Source organism: Parvimonas sp. KA00067 (assembly GCF_001553085.1).
In the GTDB taxonomy this organism is placed as follows: Bacteria; Bacillota; Clostridia; order Tissierellales; family Peptoniphilaceae; genus Parvimonas; species Parvimonas parva.
This window is the reverse complement of sequence record NZ_KQ960141.1, coordinates 138355-155220: the sequence shown is the minus strand read 5'-3', so window position 1 is coordinate 155220 and position 16866 is coordinate 138355. Positions and strand designations below refer to the sequence as shown.

16 protein-coding genes are annotated in these 16866 nt (G+C 27.7%); 1 reads left to right on the top strand and 15 read right to left on the bottom strand.

The genetic code is table 11. The annotated features are described in order from the left end of the window. Positions 1-5: 5 nt before the first annotated feature. From dut to HMPREF3181_RS01270, 13 genes are all read right to left on the bottom strand, one after another. Entirely contained in the window at positions 6-437 is a 432-nt protein-coding gene (gene dut, locus HMPREF3181_RS01330; protein ID WP_068472256.1) for a dUTP diphosphatase, read from the bottom strand. 81 nt (positions 438-518) lie between these two features. Continuing rightward, entirely contained in the window at positions 519-1676 is a 1158-nt protein-coding gene (locus HMPREF3181_RS01325; protein ID WP_068472254.1) for a hypothetical protein, read from the bottom strand. Between the two features lies 1 nt (position 1677). Then, entirely contained in the window at positions 1678-2223 is a 546-nt protein-coding gene (locus tag HMPREF3181_RS01320; protein ID WP_068472253.1) for a prepilin-type N-terminal cleavage/methylation domain-containing protein, read from the bottom strand. After that, on the bottom strand, positions 2195-2536 hold the full coding sequence (locus HMPREF3181_RS01315) for a PulJ/GspJ family protein (protein WP_068472250.1): 342 nt from the start codon (positions 2534-2536) through the stop codon (positions 2195-2197). The genes HMPREF3181_RS01320 and HMPREF3181_RS01315 overlap by 29 nt, the downstream gene beginning before the upstream one ends. Next, positions 2526-2948 (bottom strand): type II secretion system protein, encoded by a 423-nt coding sequence (locus tag HMPREF3181_RS01310; RefSeq protein ID WP_068472248.1) that lies wholly within the window; start codon positions 2946-2948, stop codon positions 2526-2528. Before HMPREF3181_RS01310 ends, HMPREF3181_RS01315 begins: the two co-directional genes overlap by 11 nt. Further along, positions 2941-3285 carry a prepilin-type N-terminal cleavage/methylation domain-containing protein gene (locus HMPREF3181_RS01305; protein ID WP_068472246.1) on the bottom strand — a complete coding sequence of 115 codons (345 nt, stop codon included), beginning with the start codon at positions 3283-3285 and terminating at the stop codon, positions 2941-2943. The genes HMPREF3181_RS01310 and HMPREF3181_RS01305 overlap by 8 nt, the downstream gene beginning before the upstream one ends. Positions 3286-3352: 67 nt before the next feature. Further along, entirely contained in the window at positions 3353-4588 is a 1236-nt protein-coding gene (locus HMPREF3181_RS01300) for an aminopeptidase (RefSeq protein ID WP_068472244.1), read from the bottom strand. Between the two features lie 117 nt (positions 4589-4705). Beyond that, complete coding sequence (locus HMPREF3181_RS01295) at positions 4706-6049, bottom strand: hemolysin family protein (RefSeq protein ID WP_068472242.1); 1344 nt, start codon at positions 6047-6049, stop codon at positions 4706-4708. A 187-nt stretch (positions 6050-6236) separates the two neighbouring features. Further along, the gene (locus HMPREF3181_RS01290; RefSeq protein ID WP_068472240.1) at positions 6237-8246 is read right to left on the bottom strand and encodes a sodium-translocating pyrophosphatase; all 2010 of its coding nucleotides are present in this window, start codon (positions 8244-8246) and stop codon (positions 6237-6239) included. A gap of 20 nt (positions 8247-8266) precedes the next feature. After that, a complete protein-coding gene (gene secG, locus HMPREF3181_RS01285) occupies positions 8267-8491 on the bottom strand; it encodes a preprotein translocase subunit SecG (protein WP_068472237.1) in 225 nt (74 codons plus the stop codon). Positions 8492-8584: 93 nt separating this feature from the next. After that, positions 8585-9220: a hypothetical protein gene (locus tag HMPREF3181_RS01280; RefSeq protein WP_068472234.1), complete on the bottom strand. Its 636-nt coding sequence runs from the start codon at positions 9218-9220 to the stop codon at positions 8585-8587. 1 nt (position 9221) lies between these two features. Beyond that, a complete protein-coding gene (locus HMPREF3181_RS07920) occupies positions 9222-9965 on the bottom strand; it encodes a peptidylprolyl isomerase (RefSeq protein WP_068472231.1) in 744 nt (247 codons plus the stop codon). A gap of 12 nt (positions 9966-9977) precedes the next feature. Continuing rightward, positions 9978-10817: a CvfB family protein gene (locus HMPREF3181_RS01270; protein ID WP_068472229.1), complete on the bottom strand. Its 840-nt coding sequence runs from the start codon at positions 10815-10817 to the stop codon at positions 9978-9980. Between the two features lie 213 nt (positions 10818-11030). Here HMPREF3181_RS01270 and HMPREF3181_RS01265 point away from each other — a divergent pair, with 213 nt between their 5' ends. Continuing rightward, the gene (locus tag HMPREF3181_RS01265) at positions 11031-11867 is read left to right on the top strand and encodes a hypothetical protein (RefSeq protein WP_068472227.1); all 837 of its coding nucleotides are present in this window, start codon (positions 11031-11033) and stop codon (positions 11865-11867) included. 1202 nt (positions 11868-13069) lie between these two features. On the opposite strand, the gene HMPREF3181_RS01250 is transcribed toward HMPREF3181_RS01265, so the two are convergent. Both HMPREF3181_RS01250 and HMPREF3181_RS01245 read right to left on the bottom strand, forming a co-directional pair. Further along, positions 13070-13402 (bottom strand): YbaN family protein, encoded by a 333-nt coding sequence (locus HMPREF3181_RS01250; protein ID WP_068472223.1) that lies wholly within the window; start codon positions 13400-13402, stop codon positions 13070-13072. A 159-nt stretch (positions 13403-13561) separates the two neighbouring features. Beyond that, complete coding sequence (locus HMPREF3181_RS01245) at positions 13562-16747, bottom strand: Cna B-type domain-containing protein (RefSeq protein WP_068472221.1); 3186 nt, start codon at positions 16745-16747, stop codon at positions 13562-13564. Positions 16748-16866: the final 119 nt, after the last annotated feature.

The following is a 16866-nucleotide window of genomic DNA, read 5'->3' as shown; positions in this document are numbered from 1 at the left end:
TAAATTTAATAACCTGTATGTCCAAATCCACCTTCATCTCTGTCAGTATCAGAAAGTTCTTCTACAAGTTTAAAATCAACTTTTTCATATTTTGCAATTATCATCTGAGCAATTCTATCATTATTTTTTATAACATATTCTTTATCAGAAATATTTACAATTAAAACCTTTATTTCTCCTCTATAATCACTATCTATTGTTCCAACACCGTTTGCCATAGTGATTCCATGTTTTAAACTCATTCCGCTTCTAGCTCTAATTTGTCCTTCATACCCCATAGGAATTTCAATAAATAGACCAGTTGGAACAGCTATTCTTTCAAATGGTTTAATAATTAAATCTTCATCTAAATTAGCTCTTAAATCAAATCCAGAAGCTCCTTTTGTTGCATAACTAGGATTTTCATTCTTACTTTTATTTATAATTTTAATATCCATAATATCCTCCGATATAATAATTTCAATAGTTATAGTATATCAAATTTGTATAATTTAAGCAATCTTTAAAAATGAATAAAATTATTTAATATCTCCTTTTTCAATCTTTTCCAAGTAAAAATCCTCACTAATTTTAATAAAACGTGAAGTTATATCAAGAACATCAGGTAAAAATTTATATTTACTTTTTAATTTATTTTTAGAAAATAAAACACCTTCAAAAACAAAATCGAAATTATCTTTTAAAGAATTATTTACAAATACCCCTTGAAGTTTTGGAACCTTATTTGTAGTAATAATTTCAACTAAATCTCCACCGATTTTTAAATTTGTATAAATTTCTGTATAAATATTTAAATCAAAATACAATTTATCTTTGACTTCAATATTTACAAGATAATTTTTATAATCTCTTATACATTTTGAACTTTGTAACAATAATTTTTCTATAAAATCATCTCTTGACAAATCTTTTAAATCATTTTCTTTAACAAATCCATCAATATCACATAAATCTAAATCAAAATCTTCAAGCTCTATTTTTTTATTAGAAAAATAAAATTTTTGTAATTTTAAATATTGAGAATTATCTATAAAATAAATATTTCCTTTAAAGTCATAAATTCTAAAATCACCCGAGTAAGTATCTTGTATCTCATCACTAAAAATTCTATCATATAATTTTGAAAAATCTTTATCCAAACTAAAATAGAAATCATCTCCCAAAAATTTAGCTTTTCTATCAATGAAATTTTTAAGTTGTAAGTCAAGTAAATAATTTTCAATTCTTTTTTTATCTACGATTCTATATTCTAAAGTTTCTCCATTTTTACTTAATTTAAAAAAAATTTCATATTTACGAACAAATTTAGGCTTTTTACTTTTTTTAGTAAAAAAATTTATGTCTCGTTTTGATTTTTGACTATTCAAAGTCAATTTATATTTATCAAAATTTTTAGAAAAATCAGTTATATTATTTAATTTTAACAGCTCATAAATATCTATATTTAAACTAAAATTTTCTCTCTTAATCAATTTACTATTAATAAAATTAATAGTAGCTTTTGTACTTAAAATTTCCTCAAAATTTATTTTTTCGATTTTTTTAGAAAATTCCAATTCTTTTGAATTTTTATGATTATGAGTAGAAATAGTTCTATGATAAATAGAAAAAAATGCAATTATTAGCAAAGCAAATATCAACAAAACAATTGGCATAACATAAGACTTTCTTTTCATATCAATTTTCCTCACTCAAATAATCAAATTTATCTAAATTTTTCAAAAATATATATTTAACATACTCTTTTTTCTTAAAAGACATTTTTAAAATTAAACAATCATTAAAAAATTCAACGTCAAAAAAATCTAAATCATCAATCAATTTATTACTACCAGAATGAATTGAATTTAAAATGTCTTTAGATATTCTATCTATTGAATATTTATCTTTATATTTTTTCTTTTTATATGTTATCTCATTTACTTTTGAGATACTATGATTAGGATTTTCACTTAAAAAAGAATTATAACTATATTTTTTTATCTTTATTTCATCAGAGCTAACCTTAATATCAATAGAATCAGAAATTTCATTTTCCATATAACTCATAGCATAATTTATTTGTTCTAATTTCGAATAATTTTTTCTTTGATTCAAATTTATAAAATAAGTTCCGAAGAAAATTTGCATACAACAAACTATAATTATACTAGAAATTACAATAGTTATTAAAAGTTCTAGCAAAGTGAAAGATTTAACTTTTTTTAGATATATAAAATTCATAAAATTTCTCCATATTATCCTTTAAAACAATTTTTATATGGTACAACTCTCCTAAATCTGAAACTTTAATATCATACTTTTTTATATCTATGTTAGTTAAAATATCTTTATTTCCACTAATATTACTTTTTAATTGTATTACTGTATTTTCAACATCTGTTAATTGTAAAAAATCTTTATTATTTTTATTTTGAATATTTAAAAAATTATTAATTCCGGCTATTATATACATGCTAATTATAGCTAAAATTAAAATTGAAAAGACGCATTCAATTAAAGTAAAAGCTCTGTTTTTTAAAAATTTAATCTTCATCTTTAACTACATTTACAAAACCCGTTGCAGGCCTTATCCTTATTTCATAATTTTCTTTTTCATAAGAAAATTTAAAAGTCTTTCCCTCACTAGGAACTCCGTTTATATTAAAATTTAATTCAACACTATTTAATATATTTAAATTTTTACAATGTATTTCTTTAAAAACATAATCTTTTGAATAAATATTAAAAACTTCATTTTTAGCATCAGACTTTAAAGTAACAACTTTGCCTGTTTCTATAGAAAAGACTTTTGCATTTTCAATACTTTCTGCTATTAAATTCAACTCCTCAATAGCTATTGTTTTTTTATTATTAACAAAATTAACCTTAATAACCAAAACCATAACTGAGATGATAGCCAAACATACTATTAATTCTATAAGAGTAAATGCTTTCTTCTTAATCATCTTTTTCAACTGTTGGTGTTACTACTATATCGCCATTTTTAACTTGAACGCTATAAGCTGTTCCTTTTATAGATTTAGGTAACTTAGGAATTTCTTTTATATATTTTTTACTTACCAATTCTTCAGTTATATCAACATCTCCTTCAACTTTTTCTTCAGTTAAATATCTAAGCCCTGCTACCTCTAATACTCTAACATTTGCAGAATGTGCTGTTTTATCAGCCTTAACTCTTGAATTGTTGTATCTAGGAACTGCAATTAAAATTAAAATAGCAAGTATAGCTATAACAACTAAAAGCTCAATAAGTGTAAATGCTTTTTTCTTAAAGTTTTTCATTTCAAATCCTCCTAAATAAAATAAATATGTATAAAAAAATTGCAGAGAAAATCCCTGCAATTAATTTCTAATTTGACCAATTTCCGTTAGTAAATACAGGAATTTCTTCTCCGTCTTTAGTTATTCCAACTATGTTTAATGTTTCATCTCCAACCATAAAGTCAACATGAACTAAACTATCATTAGCTCCTTTTTCTTTAAGCTCTTCATTAGTCATTTTTTCTCCACCTTCCAAACAAGTTGGATAAGCTTTACCAAAAGCTAAATGGCATGACGCATTTTCATCATAAAGAGTTTCAAAAAACATTGTATTTGTATTTGAAATTGGAGAATCAAAAGGTACTAAAGCAACTTCTCCTAAAGATAAAGCTCCTTCATCAGTTTCTAATAAAGATTTTAAAACTTCATAACCTTTTTTTGCATCATAATTAACAACTTTTCCATTTTCAAATTCTAACTTAAATTCATCTATTATATTTCCGTTATAATTTAAAGCCTTTGTACTATAAATTACACCATTTACACCATCTTTATGTGGAAGTGTAAAAACTTCTTCCGTTGGCATATTTGCAGTAAAACTTATTCCTTTAGCATTAAATCCGCTACCGGCTGCATTCCAAATATGTCCTTCTGGCAACTCAATAGTTAAATCAGTACCTTTTTGACTTGAATATTTTAAATATTTAAATTGTTTCTCATTCAAATAATTAGACCTTCTACTCAATTCATCAATATGTTCTCTCCAACCTTGAATAGAATCTCCTTCTCCAATTCTTGAAGTATAGAAAATTAATTCCCAAAGTTTATTAACAGCATCTTCTTCATCAAGCTCAGGAAATACAACTTTTGCCCATGCAGGAGTTGATGCACCAATAACACACCAAGAATTTCTATCTGACATAAGAGAAGTAGAAAAATATTTCATCGCTTTTGAATTTGCAACACTACTTGCTTTAATTTTTTCAATATCTAATCCTTCTAAATTATTTGGGTCATTTCCTACAACAGAAATAAAAACAGCATCACTGTCAATATAATCAGCATATTGGTCAATAGTCCATCGTTTCACTTCAGATAAAGTTTCAACACTTGCATATTTTAACTTATGTCTTGTTATAATATCATCTCTCCAAACAACATTAACATCACCGGCACCAGCCTTATATGCCTCTTCAGTTAAATTGCGAACTAAATCCTTTGCATCTATATTTGCTCTTATAACTACTAATTGTCCTTCTTGAACATTAGCACCAACTCTAATAACAGTTTTTGAATACTTTTGTAATTTTTCTTTAAAATCCATAACCCTCTCCTTATATATACTAATATAATTATTATACACTATTTGATTAAAAATGCAAATTGAAAACTTAATTTCATAAAAAAAGCAACTTCTATTTCTAAAAGTTACTTTAAAAATTTATTCTTCATCTTCATCAGTTTCAACAACTTCTTCTTTAGGAAGAGTTATTCTAACTTTTTTAACTCTATGCTCGTGAATTGATAAAATATTATAAACTACACCATTATCTTCAACAGTAAGTTTTTCTCCATCATTAGGAATGTATCCCAAAAGATACATAAGCATTCCACCCAAAGTATCATAATCTTCAGTATTTTCATCAAGCTTTAGATTACAAACATCATTAACCTCTTCAATATCACAAGCTCCGGTTGCAATAAAATGTCTATCATCTATTTTCTTAATAGCCGGATTTGTTTTTTTATCATATTCATCATCTATCTCACCCATAACTTCTTCAATCAAGTCTTCCATAGTAACTATACCGGTAAAACCACCATATTCATCAATTAATACAGCCATTTGATTTCTAGAATTTTTAAGTTCGATAAACAAATCATTTATATTTTTTCTTTCAGGAATAAAATATGCAGGTCTTAAAATATTTCTTATATTAACATTTTTAAAACCAACCCTATATGCCTCTAAAAAGAAATCTTTAATATATAAAATACCAATTATATTGTCAATATCATCTTCATAAACAGGAATTCTTGAATATCTCATTTCCATTAAAGTTTTAAAATCTTCATCTGGGTCGTCAATATCAATCATAAATACTTCTGTTCTTGCCGTCATAACTTCTTCTGCTAAAATATCATCAAAAGAAATAACTCCGTCAATCATTTCACGTTCAGTTGGATTTATTATCCCTTGCTCTTGCCCAACTTCTACAATTGATTTAATCTCTTCAAGAGTAACTTTAGCCTCAACTCCTGTTGTAGGTATTGAAAAAATTTTTAAAACAATATTTGTAGATAAAGATAGCAAATAAACAAATGGACTCATGATTTTATATACAAAATTTATAGTTCCAACTGAAAACAAAGCAAATCTTTCTGCATTTTGTAAAGCGATTCTTTTAGGAACAAGCTCCCCAAAAACCAAACTAAAAAATGCTAAAATTATAGTTATTAATACAAAAGATACCCTATGTGCAAAAGGAATAGATAAATCTTCTAAAAAGTTCCCAAATTTAGCTGAAAGTCCAACAGCAGCAGATGCTGATGTAAAAAAACCTGCAAAAGTGATACCAACTTGAATTGTGGATAAAAATCTAGATGGTTCTTTTAAAAGTTTTTCAACCTTAATCGCCCTCTTATCTCCTTGCTCTGATAATGTTAACAATTTTTTCTTATCCATAGAAACAATTGCCATCTCTGATGCTGCAAAAAAAGCATTAATCAAAGTCAATAAAATTAAAATGATAATCTGAAAATAGACCTCGGGTCCACTATCCATAAATACGCCTCCTAAAATATAAAAAATATTCCAATAATATATTAAAATAAAATTTTCTTTAAATTATCATAATGTATTATACCAAATACAAAAATTTTTTGCAAATTTTTCAAAAATATAAATATTTCCCAAATAAATTACATAAAAAAAGAAGTCCTAAGACTTCTTTTAAATTTAAATTTATTAACTATTTAATTAACATTCCACCATAGTTCAATATTACTTGTGCAAATACTAAAGCTACAACTGTCATTAATTTAATTAAGATATTAAGTGATGGTCCTGATGTATCTTTGAATGGGTCACCTACTGTATCTCCAACAACTGCTGCTTTATGTGGATCTGAACCTTTTCCACCATGATGTCCTTCTTCAATGTACTTCTTAGCATTATCCCAAGCACCACCGGCATTAGACATAAAGATTGCCATTAATACACCAGTTACTAATGAACCTGCTAATAATCCACCAAGAGCCTCAGCTCCGATTAAAAGACCAACTAATACAGGAACAGCTACTGCTAATAAACCAGGAACTATCATTTGTTTTAATGCTGCCATAGTTGAAATATCAACGCATTTTCTATAGTCAGGAGTTCCAGTTCCTTCCATAATTCCAGGAATTGTTTTGAATTGTCTTCTAACTTCTTGAATCATTTCGTTTGCTGCATTTCCTACTGCTTCCATAGTTAAAGCTGAGAATAAGAAAGGTAACATACCACCAATGAACATACCAGCTACTACTTGTGGCTTAGTAACGTCAATTGCTTTTAATCCAACAGCTTGAGTATATGATGCAAATAATGCTAGAGCAGTTAAAGCTGCTGAACCAATTGCAAATCCTTTACCTATAGCTGCTGTTGTATTACCAACTGCATCTAATTTATCAGTAATATTTCTAACTTCATGAGGTAATTCACACATTTCTGCAATACCACCTGCATTATCAGCGATTGGACCATAAGCATCAACTGCGATAGTCATACCACAAGTTGAAAGCATACCAATAGCCGCAACTGAAATACCATATAATCCTTGTCCTGCATTTGCAAAACCGTTTGATGCCATATATGATACTAAAATACCAATAGCTATAATAACAATTGGACCAGTTGTAGATTTCATCCCAACTGCTAAACCTGAAATAATATTTGTTGATGAACCTGTTTCAGATTCTTCAGCAATATGTTGAACCGGTTTTTTATCTCCTGAAGTATAATATTCAGTAAATTGTGAAATAATCAATCCAACTAAAATACCAGCAACTGATGAAATAAAAGCTGAATTATTTCCTAAAATCTTTGTACTTAAGAAATATGTTGCTATTATAGTTAAAACTGAACTTACAATAGTTCCCATATTTAATGATTTTTGTGGGTCTTTGTCTCCTTTAACACAGAATAAACCTACTAATGATGCTATAATACCTGTTGCAGCAAGAGCTAAAGCAAAAATAATACCTTCTTTACCAAAAGCAAGTGAACCTAAAGTGATACCTGAAAGGATTGAACCTACATAAGATTCAAAAAGGTCAGCTCCCATACCAGCAACGTCCCCTACGTTATCTCCTACGTTATCAGCAATAACTGCTGGGTTTCTTGGGTCGTCTTCAGGAATACCAGCTTCAACTTTACCTACAAGGTCAGCACCTACGTCTGCTGCTTTAGTATAGATACCACCACCAACTCTTCCGAATAAAGCTATAGATGATGCACCAAAACTAAATCCAGTTACGATATTAACATCTCCAACTAAGAAGTAGCAAACTGTCATCCCTAAGATACCTAAACCTACTACTGAAAGTCCCATTACAGCTCCACCTGAAAATGCTGTTTGAAGGGCTTTTCCCATTCCATATTCTTTAGCAGCATTAGCTGTTCTTACATTTGCTTTTGTAGCAGCTTTCATTCCGAAGAATCCAGCTAAAATTGAACAAATTGAACCAGCTAAGAAACAAACTGCTGTAAGTGGATTAATGGCTACACCTAAAATAATTGCAACAACAACAATGAATATAGCTAAATACTTATATTCACGAACTAAGAACGCCATCGCTCCTTCTTCAATATAACCTGATATTTCTTTCATTCTTTCATTACCAGGTTGAATTTTTGTAATGCTTAAATATTTAATATAAGCAAATACTAGTGCAACTAAACCAACAGCAATTGCACAATAAAAAACTAAATTAGTATCCATTTTTTCCTCCTAAAATTTTTTTATTTAATCGCAGCCATAGCAATAGCTACTATAAAAAACACAACTGATGCTATAATAGTAATTTGACTTAAATAAGCGTCTTTAGTTTTTTTACCACCTTTCCCAGCGATATTAGTTTCTCCAGTTAAAGATGCCACACCGTCAGACTTAGATTCTTGCATAAGAACTGCCACTATTATCACTATACTAGCAATAAATAAAATTATTTCCATAAAAGTTTGCATAACACACCTCCGAACATTTATAATTAACCTACGATTAATAATAACACATTTACAATCAAAAATCAACTTAAAATGTTGATTTTTAAGTTGATTTTAAAAATAAATTAAAGCTAAATAACTAACTAATATAAACGGAACTAATGGTATCTCCTCTTTTCTAAAACTTTCCAAATCTCTAACAAATACAAATTTTATAAAATAAAAAATTCCAGCAACCACAAAAGTGAATAATCCTATATATAAAACCGTACCCAAATCAGTTGAAAAGCCAATCAAAGCAAGAATATAAATATCTCCCACTCCAAAAACTTCAGCTCCGTAAAAATATCTGGATAAGATATAAATAATACCATATAAAAGCATACCGGCAATTAACCCTAATGCAGAAATTTTAATATAATTTCCATAAATATTAAGAAAGAAAATTAGAATTGTAAAAATAAAAACTATATTTAAAAATATATTTTTACAACAAATATCTGTAATAGAACAAATATAAGTACACATAAAACATAACAAACTTATTGTATATAATGTGCCATTATCGAAAAATACAGCCATTAAGTACATATTTATAAAAGTTATTAATATAAAATGTAATAAATTATAATAATTTTTTAAACTTTTTAATGAAATTTTAATTTTTTCTTCTTTCCTTAAAGTTTCCAAATCCATTAATGAAACAAATACAAAAAGAAAAATACTAAATATTCCACCTAATAAATACATATTAATATGCTCTTTCTATTTTGCTATCTTTCATTAAAGCGTCCATTTTTTGAACATAAGCTATTTGTTCCTTAGCTTTTATAATAGTTTTTTCTATTTCATCTCTAACTTCTTTTAAAGATAATTCTTTAGGAGCTGTCTTTGATTCTAATTTAATTAAATGATAACCAAATTGTGTTTTTACAGGTTCAGTAACTTTTCCAACCTCTGCATCTATACAAGCATTTTCAAACTCTAATACCATTTGACCTTGTGAAAATTCTCCTAAATCTCCTCCAACTTCCTTAGATGGACACATAGAATGTTTCATAGCTAATTCTTCAAAAGATTCACCATTTTCACAAAGATTTTTTAATTCATTAGCTTTTTCTTCACTTTCAACTAAAATATGTTTAGCTTTAAAGTTATATTTACTCATAAATAAATTTTTGTTTTCTTCATAATATTCTTTAATTTCTTCATCAGAAACCTTAATATCGTCAAACAATTCACTTAAGAAATGTTTTGCTAAAATTGAACGTTTAATTTCAATTATTTCCTTAACAAAAGCTTCACTTTCATCTAATTTTCTATTGTAGCAATCTTGAATTATCAGCTCTTGTTTTACAAGTTCTTCACATAATTGTTTCTTGCCTTCAGGAGATTTATAAGGTAACGCTCTATTTCCCATCAATTCGATAAATCTATCTACATCACTTTCTAAAATCTCAACTCCATTTACAACTGCCATTACATTTTTTTCCATAATAATTTCCCCCTATATTAATTTTATTCCATTTCCTTCAAATTGAATTTTTTTAGTTTTTAAAAGTCTTCCAACTGCCTTTTTAAAAGATGATTTACTCATTCCACAAATCTCTTTAATTTTATCAGGATTACTTCTATCGTTTAAATCTAAAAATCCACCTTTATCTTTTATGATATTGAAAAGAACATCAGCATTGTCATTTATTTCTAAATGCGAAAGATTCTTTAAAACCAAATTCAAACGACCGTCTTTTTTAACCTTTGAAATTCTAAAATTAATTGGCTCCCCAATTTCTAAAACTCCAACAATATCCTTATTTTCAATCATTGCATCATATTTCTTATCAACAGCAACAAAAGCACCATAATCTTTATGAATTGAATAGATTATACCATAAACCCATTCACCCTCTTTATATGGTGAATCAGAAGTTAAATAATCTCTTATCTTCATCGTAGCACAAAGTCTTTCAGACTTATCTATATAAAGAGCAACAAGATACTTTCTTCCCTTTTCAAGTTTCATAGATTGTTCTTTAAAAGGTAAAAATAATTCCTTTTCAAGTCCCCAATCTAAAAAAGCGCCAATCTTTGAAATGTCCATTACCTCTAAAGTTTCAAGTCTTCCCATAGAAATTTTTGGAACTTTTCTTGTAGCTACAAACCTAGCTTGATTGTCTTTATAAATAAAAACTTCAATTTCATCTCCAACGCTGTCAGTTTCTAAAACTTCTTTTTTAGGCAATAAAATATCAAGTTTTTCATTTTTAATTTCTTTAATACCAATATAAGCACCATTATTTTTAAAACGCTTTATAACTAGCTTTTGAAATTCTCCTAAATTATACATCTTTTCTCCTTTATTTTTTCTTTATAATTATTTTTATTTATAATTAATACATATTAAATATTATTTCGCACAGGAATAGCGAAATTATATTTATTATACCATAGTTCCTTTTTGATTACTAGATTAATGTAATATAAACAAAATAAAAATTTGAAATATTAGCCAAAAATATAGTATAATACATAATGTAATTATAAATTTAAGGAGTAATATATGTTTAAAAAATCAAAAAAACTTTTTTTAATTTTAGTATATATACTTTTACTATCATCTTGTGGTAAAAGCGGAGAAAAAAATGTAGATAAAATAAATAATGAACTTAAAAATTCTACAAACCAATTTTCTTTAAATTCAGAAGAAATCGGCTTACTTGAAAAATCCTACTCAGACTTTACAGATGATGACAAAAAATTATTTGATAAAATCTTAGTTAAATATAATGAATTTAAAAATAATTCATCAGAAGATATAGCATTTGAAAGAAAAATATTAAAAAAATTGGAAGAAATAGAATCATTCTATGATAAAAAATATATAAACTTCAAAAATGAATCCTCAAAAGAGGTAAAAGTTGAAGAAAAATTATTACAACAAAACTCAAAAATAGAATTATCAAAAAAAGACTTTAATTACAATAACTATCTGGTAAAAATAACCGGAAAAGGAATCTTTTCATATTATATAGACAACACAAAAATAGTAGAAGAAGTTTTAGCTGAAAACGAAAAACCAAGATATGTTAGAATTAACATCACAAAAAATTCAAACATAGAATTCAACGGAAATATAATTGGAATTATCTTTAAAGACAATATAAATTATAACAAATTCCAAAATCTGCCAAGTGGTATATTTAGTATAAATGAAGACATAGCACAAGGTAATTACAAAATAACCAACACAACAGTAAACACAATCATAAAAACAATATCAAAAGAAAACAAAATTGAAGTTATAAATTTAAAAGAAACTCATAACATAAAACTAGAAAAAGGAATGAAATTAATAATTTCAAACGTAGATTATATAACATTAGAAAAAGCAGATTAGTACAATATTATTATTTAGCAAATTTGAATATTAAGATGGTTTAGGAAGTTATTGATTTTATAGACAAGAAAAAGAATATAGAAGATTTATTTAGAAATAGAACTGACAAACTTGGTTGGCAATATACAGATGTATTGTATTCATTTCTAGGAATTTATGTTCTAGAGTTATATGCTTTTGATAAAGATTCAAGGAATGAAAAAAGTAGAAAGTTTAGAAGAAAAGAAGATGGATCAAGAATATTCGTTTGGGATACAACTAAACGTTTATATTCTAATGAGTATATTATTAAACAAAAGCATTATGAAGATAATATAGGTCTAAACCAACTAGAAGAATTAAAAGAATTTTTGGATGAATATAGTTCTATCAGAAATTTAATCCCTATATATACTCCTAATGAAGCACAAAAAGACCGTAACACTTAAGCTACGGTCTAATTTTTTGTCCAAATGTAAACCACTTTGAACAATTATTAAGATTATTCTTTTTGAAATCTTTACCCAAATTTGTCCCAGTTGCTCATTTCAACAGACTCAAAAGCCTTAGCCATTTCCATGTTTTTTTGCTCTATTCAAACTCGATATGTCCATTGATACCGTTTTGTATAAATGGCATAAAATCAAGGTTTTTATTATCAGATTTAGCCTTATTATCCGTTTTATTTCTGTTTATCTGATTTTTTGCAAGCATATTGCAAGCATGAAACTTTTCTAAGCATTATCTAATTCTATTATTTTTTTGAAATCAGATTCTACATTTTTGATTTTACTATTTATTTGTAGCACTATATAATTTGCCGTTTCATTAAATAAATCGTTGTTTGAATCATCCTGCTCAAATTCTATAAGTTTTTTTCTTTTAATTACTTCCTGAAAGATTAAATTAAATAAATTTTCAATATCTTACATATTACTGTCAGTTATATTAACTGAGCTATTTTCCAAATCTGGTATTAAAAATTTAACGGTTTCATTATTTTCACTTCTATCTACTTTGAATTTCATCATTATTAATTCTATATGTTTCTCCTTATATTGAACATGTGTTCACTTTCTTCTAATTGTTTAATAGCTTAATCTTCCCACAATATTATATTGTCAGCATTTTTAATTGATATCAGTTCATTTGCATATATATTACCAGCAAAATTTTTTCGTTTTTTAATTCATTAAATAATTTTTTGTTGAATATCTTTAACCCTATAAAGTCTTTACTTTAAAAATAAAATATAAATAGTGGACCAACAAAACTACTAAAGCAATCCTTCCCTGAAGATTATTCACTAAGTAAAATGAAACTGATATGAAAATTGTGATTATAGTTAATATCTTAATCTTCTTTTTCTTAGTAATTCCCTTTCTATTTTTTATTAGAAGAATATTTTCTTTATATAATTTTGTTGACATAAAATAATCATTAAATTTTTTCGAACTTTTAGAAAAGCAATATGCCGCCACTAATAAAAAAGGTATTGTGGGCATAAAAGGCAAGTAAATACCTATAATTCCTAGGTCTAAAAATATAATTATCAAGTCTTTCTCCTATTCTATAATTGCTTTGTTTTATGAGAATATAATAGCAAAATCGAAGAAATTAGTAAATTGCTTAATGGAAACAAAAAGCCAGAGATAATTATTTTAATCATCTCCAGCTTTAATGCTAAATTTTTAATTTATATATATTTTCTCTTCTTAGTCCCTATTTATTTTTCTTTTTCTAAAAATATACGCAAGACTAATTATAGATAAAACCAACATTTCATAATGAATAAGTGAAATGTTATCACCTGTACTTGGGATTTTTGGTTTCTTTGGTTCTTCCGGCGGAGTTTCTGGCTTTCTTGTGTTGGTTAACACAAAACCTTCTTTAGCATTTCCACTTACTTCCCCTGTATAGCCTTCGACCTTTTCTTCTTTTATGGTATAAAGAATTTCCTTGCCATCTTCATATTTGTCAAGATCCTTAAATACCACTTTCCAACCATCTTTGCCACTTATTTTTCTTATTTGGAATAGTTGGCCATTTTTATATAAATGTACTGTGATTTCCTCTGGTCTCTTGCCGTCTGCATTATTTTCGTCTTTCCAGATTTTTTCTACTCCTACTTCGGTCTTTTCTGGTGGAATCTCTGGTTTTATTTTGTTGGTTAACACAAAACCATCTTTAGCATTTCCACTTACTTCCCCTGTATAGCCTTCGACCTTTTCTTCTTTTATGGTATAAAGAATTTCCTTGCCATCTTCATATTTGTCAAGATCCTTAAATACCACTTTCCAACCATCTTTGCCACTTATTTTTCTTATTTGGAATAGTTGGCCATTTTTATATAAATGTACTGTGATTTCCTCTGGTCTCTTGCCGTCTGCATTATTTTCGTCTTTCCAGATTTTTTCTACTCCTACTTCGGTCTTTTCTGGTGGGGTTTGTGGTGGAATATAGCTATTTTTGATAGTATATCCTTTTGTAATATCCCCTTCTATAGTTGAAGTGTAACCATTAGCGATATTTGCTTCTTTGATAGTATATTTAATTAATTCACCATTATTATGAGATGGTAAATCGTTAAATTTACCTTTCCAATCATTACCTTTATTTAACTCAATAGTTTTTCCAGTTTCTTTACCATTTGCAAGTAGGGCTACAGTAATACTGTCTGATCGTAAGCCCGCTTGGTTATTATTGTCATTCCAAATTTTATTAACCTTGATAGATGTTTTTAATGAGTTTTCTAAATGAATAGTATAAATACTTTCTTTACTATCTTTTTCTCTTTTCACTTCAGATAGAATATATTTACCACTATCTTTTTCTTTAAAGTTTATAGGTAAAAGCTTACCGGTTTTGTTGTCGATTAAGGTATCTGGATCTGGAAAATCTTCAATTGTAGCAGTCCAGTTACCCTCTTTTGTTAGTTTAATATCTTGTATGTAATGTTCACCTACATACATTTGTAGAACTATTTCTTCTGGTCTTGTTTTTTCATCATCCCCAGACCAAGACTTTGTAATTTGTATCTTGTATGGTTTATCTTCACCAAATATAAGCTTACCGTTGTTTGTAATAGCCCCACCACTTATACCGGTTCCTTGGGCAAAATTATTTTTAAATATTGTAGTTGCCACTTGTTCTGCTAGGTTTTTTGATTCTTGCGTAGGAACTGACTTGTAAGCAAGTTGAGCTCCTTTTTTCTCCTCTATTACAATATTGTAAGGAAGTGGTTTGCCAGGATTTTCAGGATTGTACCTTGGTGTTTGTTGATCTTCAGGCCAGTTATTATGAATACCTTGGAATGAACCATCTTGATACCATAATCTATAACCACCACCTAACATTCTTGAAGCGAGCTTTACAGAAGAACTTCCTACAGCTTCTCCAAATTCATATTTTGTTATATTTTCAAAGTCATCTCCTGAACCTTTAGCCGCAGTACTATATTCCAAGTTTGAAGCTATGTTATCAAAGAGTGCCACACCATTGGTTATATTAATTATTGTATGTCCTGTCGGACAGTTCCATACTCCACCACCTTGGCGAGATATTGGTTTATTGCCAGCTCCAATTAATAAGCGTCCCTTACTTTCATTATTTTTTATTAGGGCTCTGTTAATAGTCAATTCACATTTTGTATCATTATAAATGGCTCCACCACCCCAGAATCCATTTGAATTATTACTTTCAAATAGTCCAGCATTAATTTGTCCTTTACTTGTACCAACTGTTGCTATGGCTCCGCCACTTTTTAGAGAAGAGTTTTCTACAAAATGTCCACCATTTATTGTAAAGTTACAAGTATCTAAAAATAGGCCACCACCATGACCATTTGCTTTATTCTTTGTGAAATCTCCAGCTTCTATTATGATATCAGAATTTAATCCAAAAACTCCTCCACCCAAACCGGAATATTCACCGTTTGAGTTTTCGCTTATAGACCCACCTGAAATTTTAGCATTTGATCTACTCAATAAGAGCCCTCCACCATATTCGGCAGTATTTTTAGAAATCGTTCCTGCAGTCATTTCAAATTCAGCGTTTTCCATAAAAATGGCGCCACCCCAAGCATTTGTACTATTGTGACTTGCAACATTTTCTGTAATTTCTCCACCTGAGATTTTTACATTTATTTTAGATGTGTCTGTTCCCCAAGCACCTATAGCTCCACCATTATAGAAACCTTTATTATTTGAAATTTTTCCTCCTGAAATATTCAAACCTCCACCATATAAAGTTATAGGAGCATAACTATACCACTTTCCAGTCTTTCTCAAATTATCGGGTTGTGGATTTTGACTATCAACCGCTTCATTTCCACTAAACTCTCCACCTGACATTGTGAAGTCTCCACCTTTTACAAGTATGTTTGGGCCTTCAAGTTTTGTATCTGAAATTTTCCCACTTTTAATATTTAATTTACCTTCAACTATAATTTGAGCATTTGAAATAGAAGTTCCATCTATAGTCAAGCTTCCACCTTTTTCAATTTTAATACTATTAAATCCAAAACCCTTTAGACTTCCATTTCCCTTTAGGACTATGTTTTGTCCGTTTTTTATTAAAATTGTTTGTTTATCCTTAGCTGGATCCGCTTCTATATTTTTATCAATATTTATAGAAGCATCAGCTTGTGAAGAAGCAATTTTTTCTACTAACTCTAACCAAGCAGTTTTTTTGCTAGCATCATTGTAGGTGCTTACTTCATCGTTTTTTTCATTATTTGCTTCATTACTTTCTTCATGGTTTTCTGATAATTCTTCTAATTGAATTTTATCCGTTTCTGGATTTATCATTGTTTCGTTTGAATTAGCTAAAATACTTTTAGGCATAAAAAAAGTAAATATTAGCACTAAAGAAACAAAAATAGTCATCAATTTTTTATTCATTTGTCCATCTCCCTTGTTATGTTCATAAAAATTCAGCTTTATTAAAATCTAAAATCAAGTTTTTATTTTTTCACATAGTTATTATAACATATTTCCATTTTAATAAATTTAAAAAGGTA

What these genes read in the sequence shown, in the direction of transcription:
- HMPREF3181_RS01295 (WP_068472242.1), bottom strand. Translation starts at nt 6,049, where the DNA reads ATGGATAGTGGACCCGAGGTCTATTTTCAGATTATCATTTTAATTTTA.
- HMPREF3181_RS01265 (WP_068472227.1), top strand. Translation starts at nt 11,031, where the DNA reads ATGTTTAAAAAATCAAAAAAACTTTTTTTAATTTTAGTATATATACTT.
- secG (WP_068472237.1), bottom strand. Translation starts at nt 8,491, where the DNA reads ATGCAAACTTTTATGGAAATAATTTTATTTATTGCTAGTATAGTGATA.
- HMPREF3181_RS07920 (WP_068472231.1), bottom strand. Translation starts at nt 9,965, where the DNA reads ATGGAAAAAAATGTAATGGCAGTTGTAAATGGAGTTGAGATTTTAGAA.
- dut (WP_068472256.1), bottom strand. Translation starts at nt 437, where the DNA reads ATGGATATTAAAATTATAAATAAAAGTAAGAATGAAAATCCTAGTTAT.
- HMPREF3181_RS01310 (WP_068472248.1), bottom strand. Translation starts at nt 2,948, where the DNA reads ATGATTAAGAAGAAAGCATTTACTCTTATAGAATTAATAGTATGTTTG.
- HMPREF3181_RS01290 (WP_068472240.1), bottom strand. Translation starts at nt 8,246, where the DNA reads ATGGATACTAATTTAGTTTTTTATTGTGCAATTGCTGTTGGTTTAGTT.
- HMPREF3181_RS01245 (WP_068472221.1), bottom strand. Translation starts at nt 16,747, where the DNA reads ATGAATAAAAAATTGATGACTATTTTTGTTTCTTTAGTGCTAATATTT.
- HMPREF3181_RS01270 (WP_068472229.1), bottom strand. Translation starts at nt 10,817, where the DNA reads ATGTATAATTTAGGAGAATTTCAAAAGCTAGTTATAAAGCGTTTTAAA.
- HMPREF3181_RS01300 (WP_068472244.1), bottom strand. Translation starts at nt 4,588, where the DNA reads ATGGATTTTAAAGAAAAATTACAAAAGTATTCAAAAACTGTTATTAGA.
- HMPREF3181_RS01315 (WP_068472250.1), bottom strand. Translation starts at nt 2,536, where the DNA reads ATGAAGATTAAATTTTTAAAAAACAGAGCTTTTACTTTAATTGAATGC.
- HMPREF3181_RS01320 (WP_068472253.1), bottom strand. Translation starts at nt 2,223, where the DNA reads ATGAATTTTATATATCTAAAAAAAGTTAAATCTTTCACTTTGCTAGAA.
- HMPREF3181_RS01305 (WP_068472246.1), bottom strand. Translation starts at nt 3,285, where the DNA reads ATGAAAAACTTTAAGAAAAAAGCATTTACACTTATTGAGCTTTTAGTT.
- HMPREF3181_RS01280 (WP_068472234.1), bottom strand. Translation starts at nt 9,220, where the DNA reads ATGTATTTATTAGGTGGAATATTTAGTATTTTTCTTTTTGTATTTGTT.
- HMPREF3181_RS01325 (WP_068472254.1), bottom strand. Translation starts at nt 1,676, where the DNA reads ATGAAAAGAAAGTCTTATGTTATGCCAATTGTTTTGTTGATATTTGCT.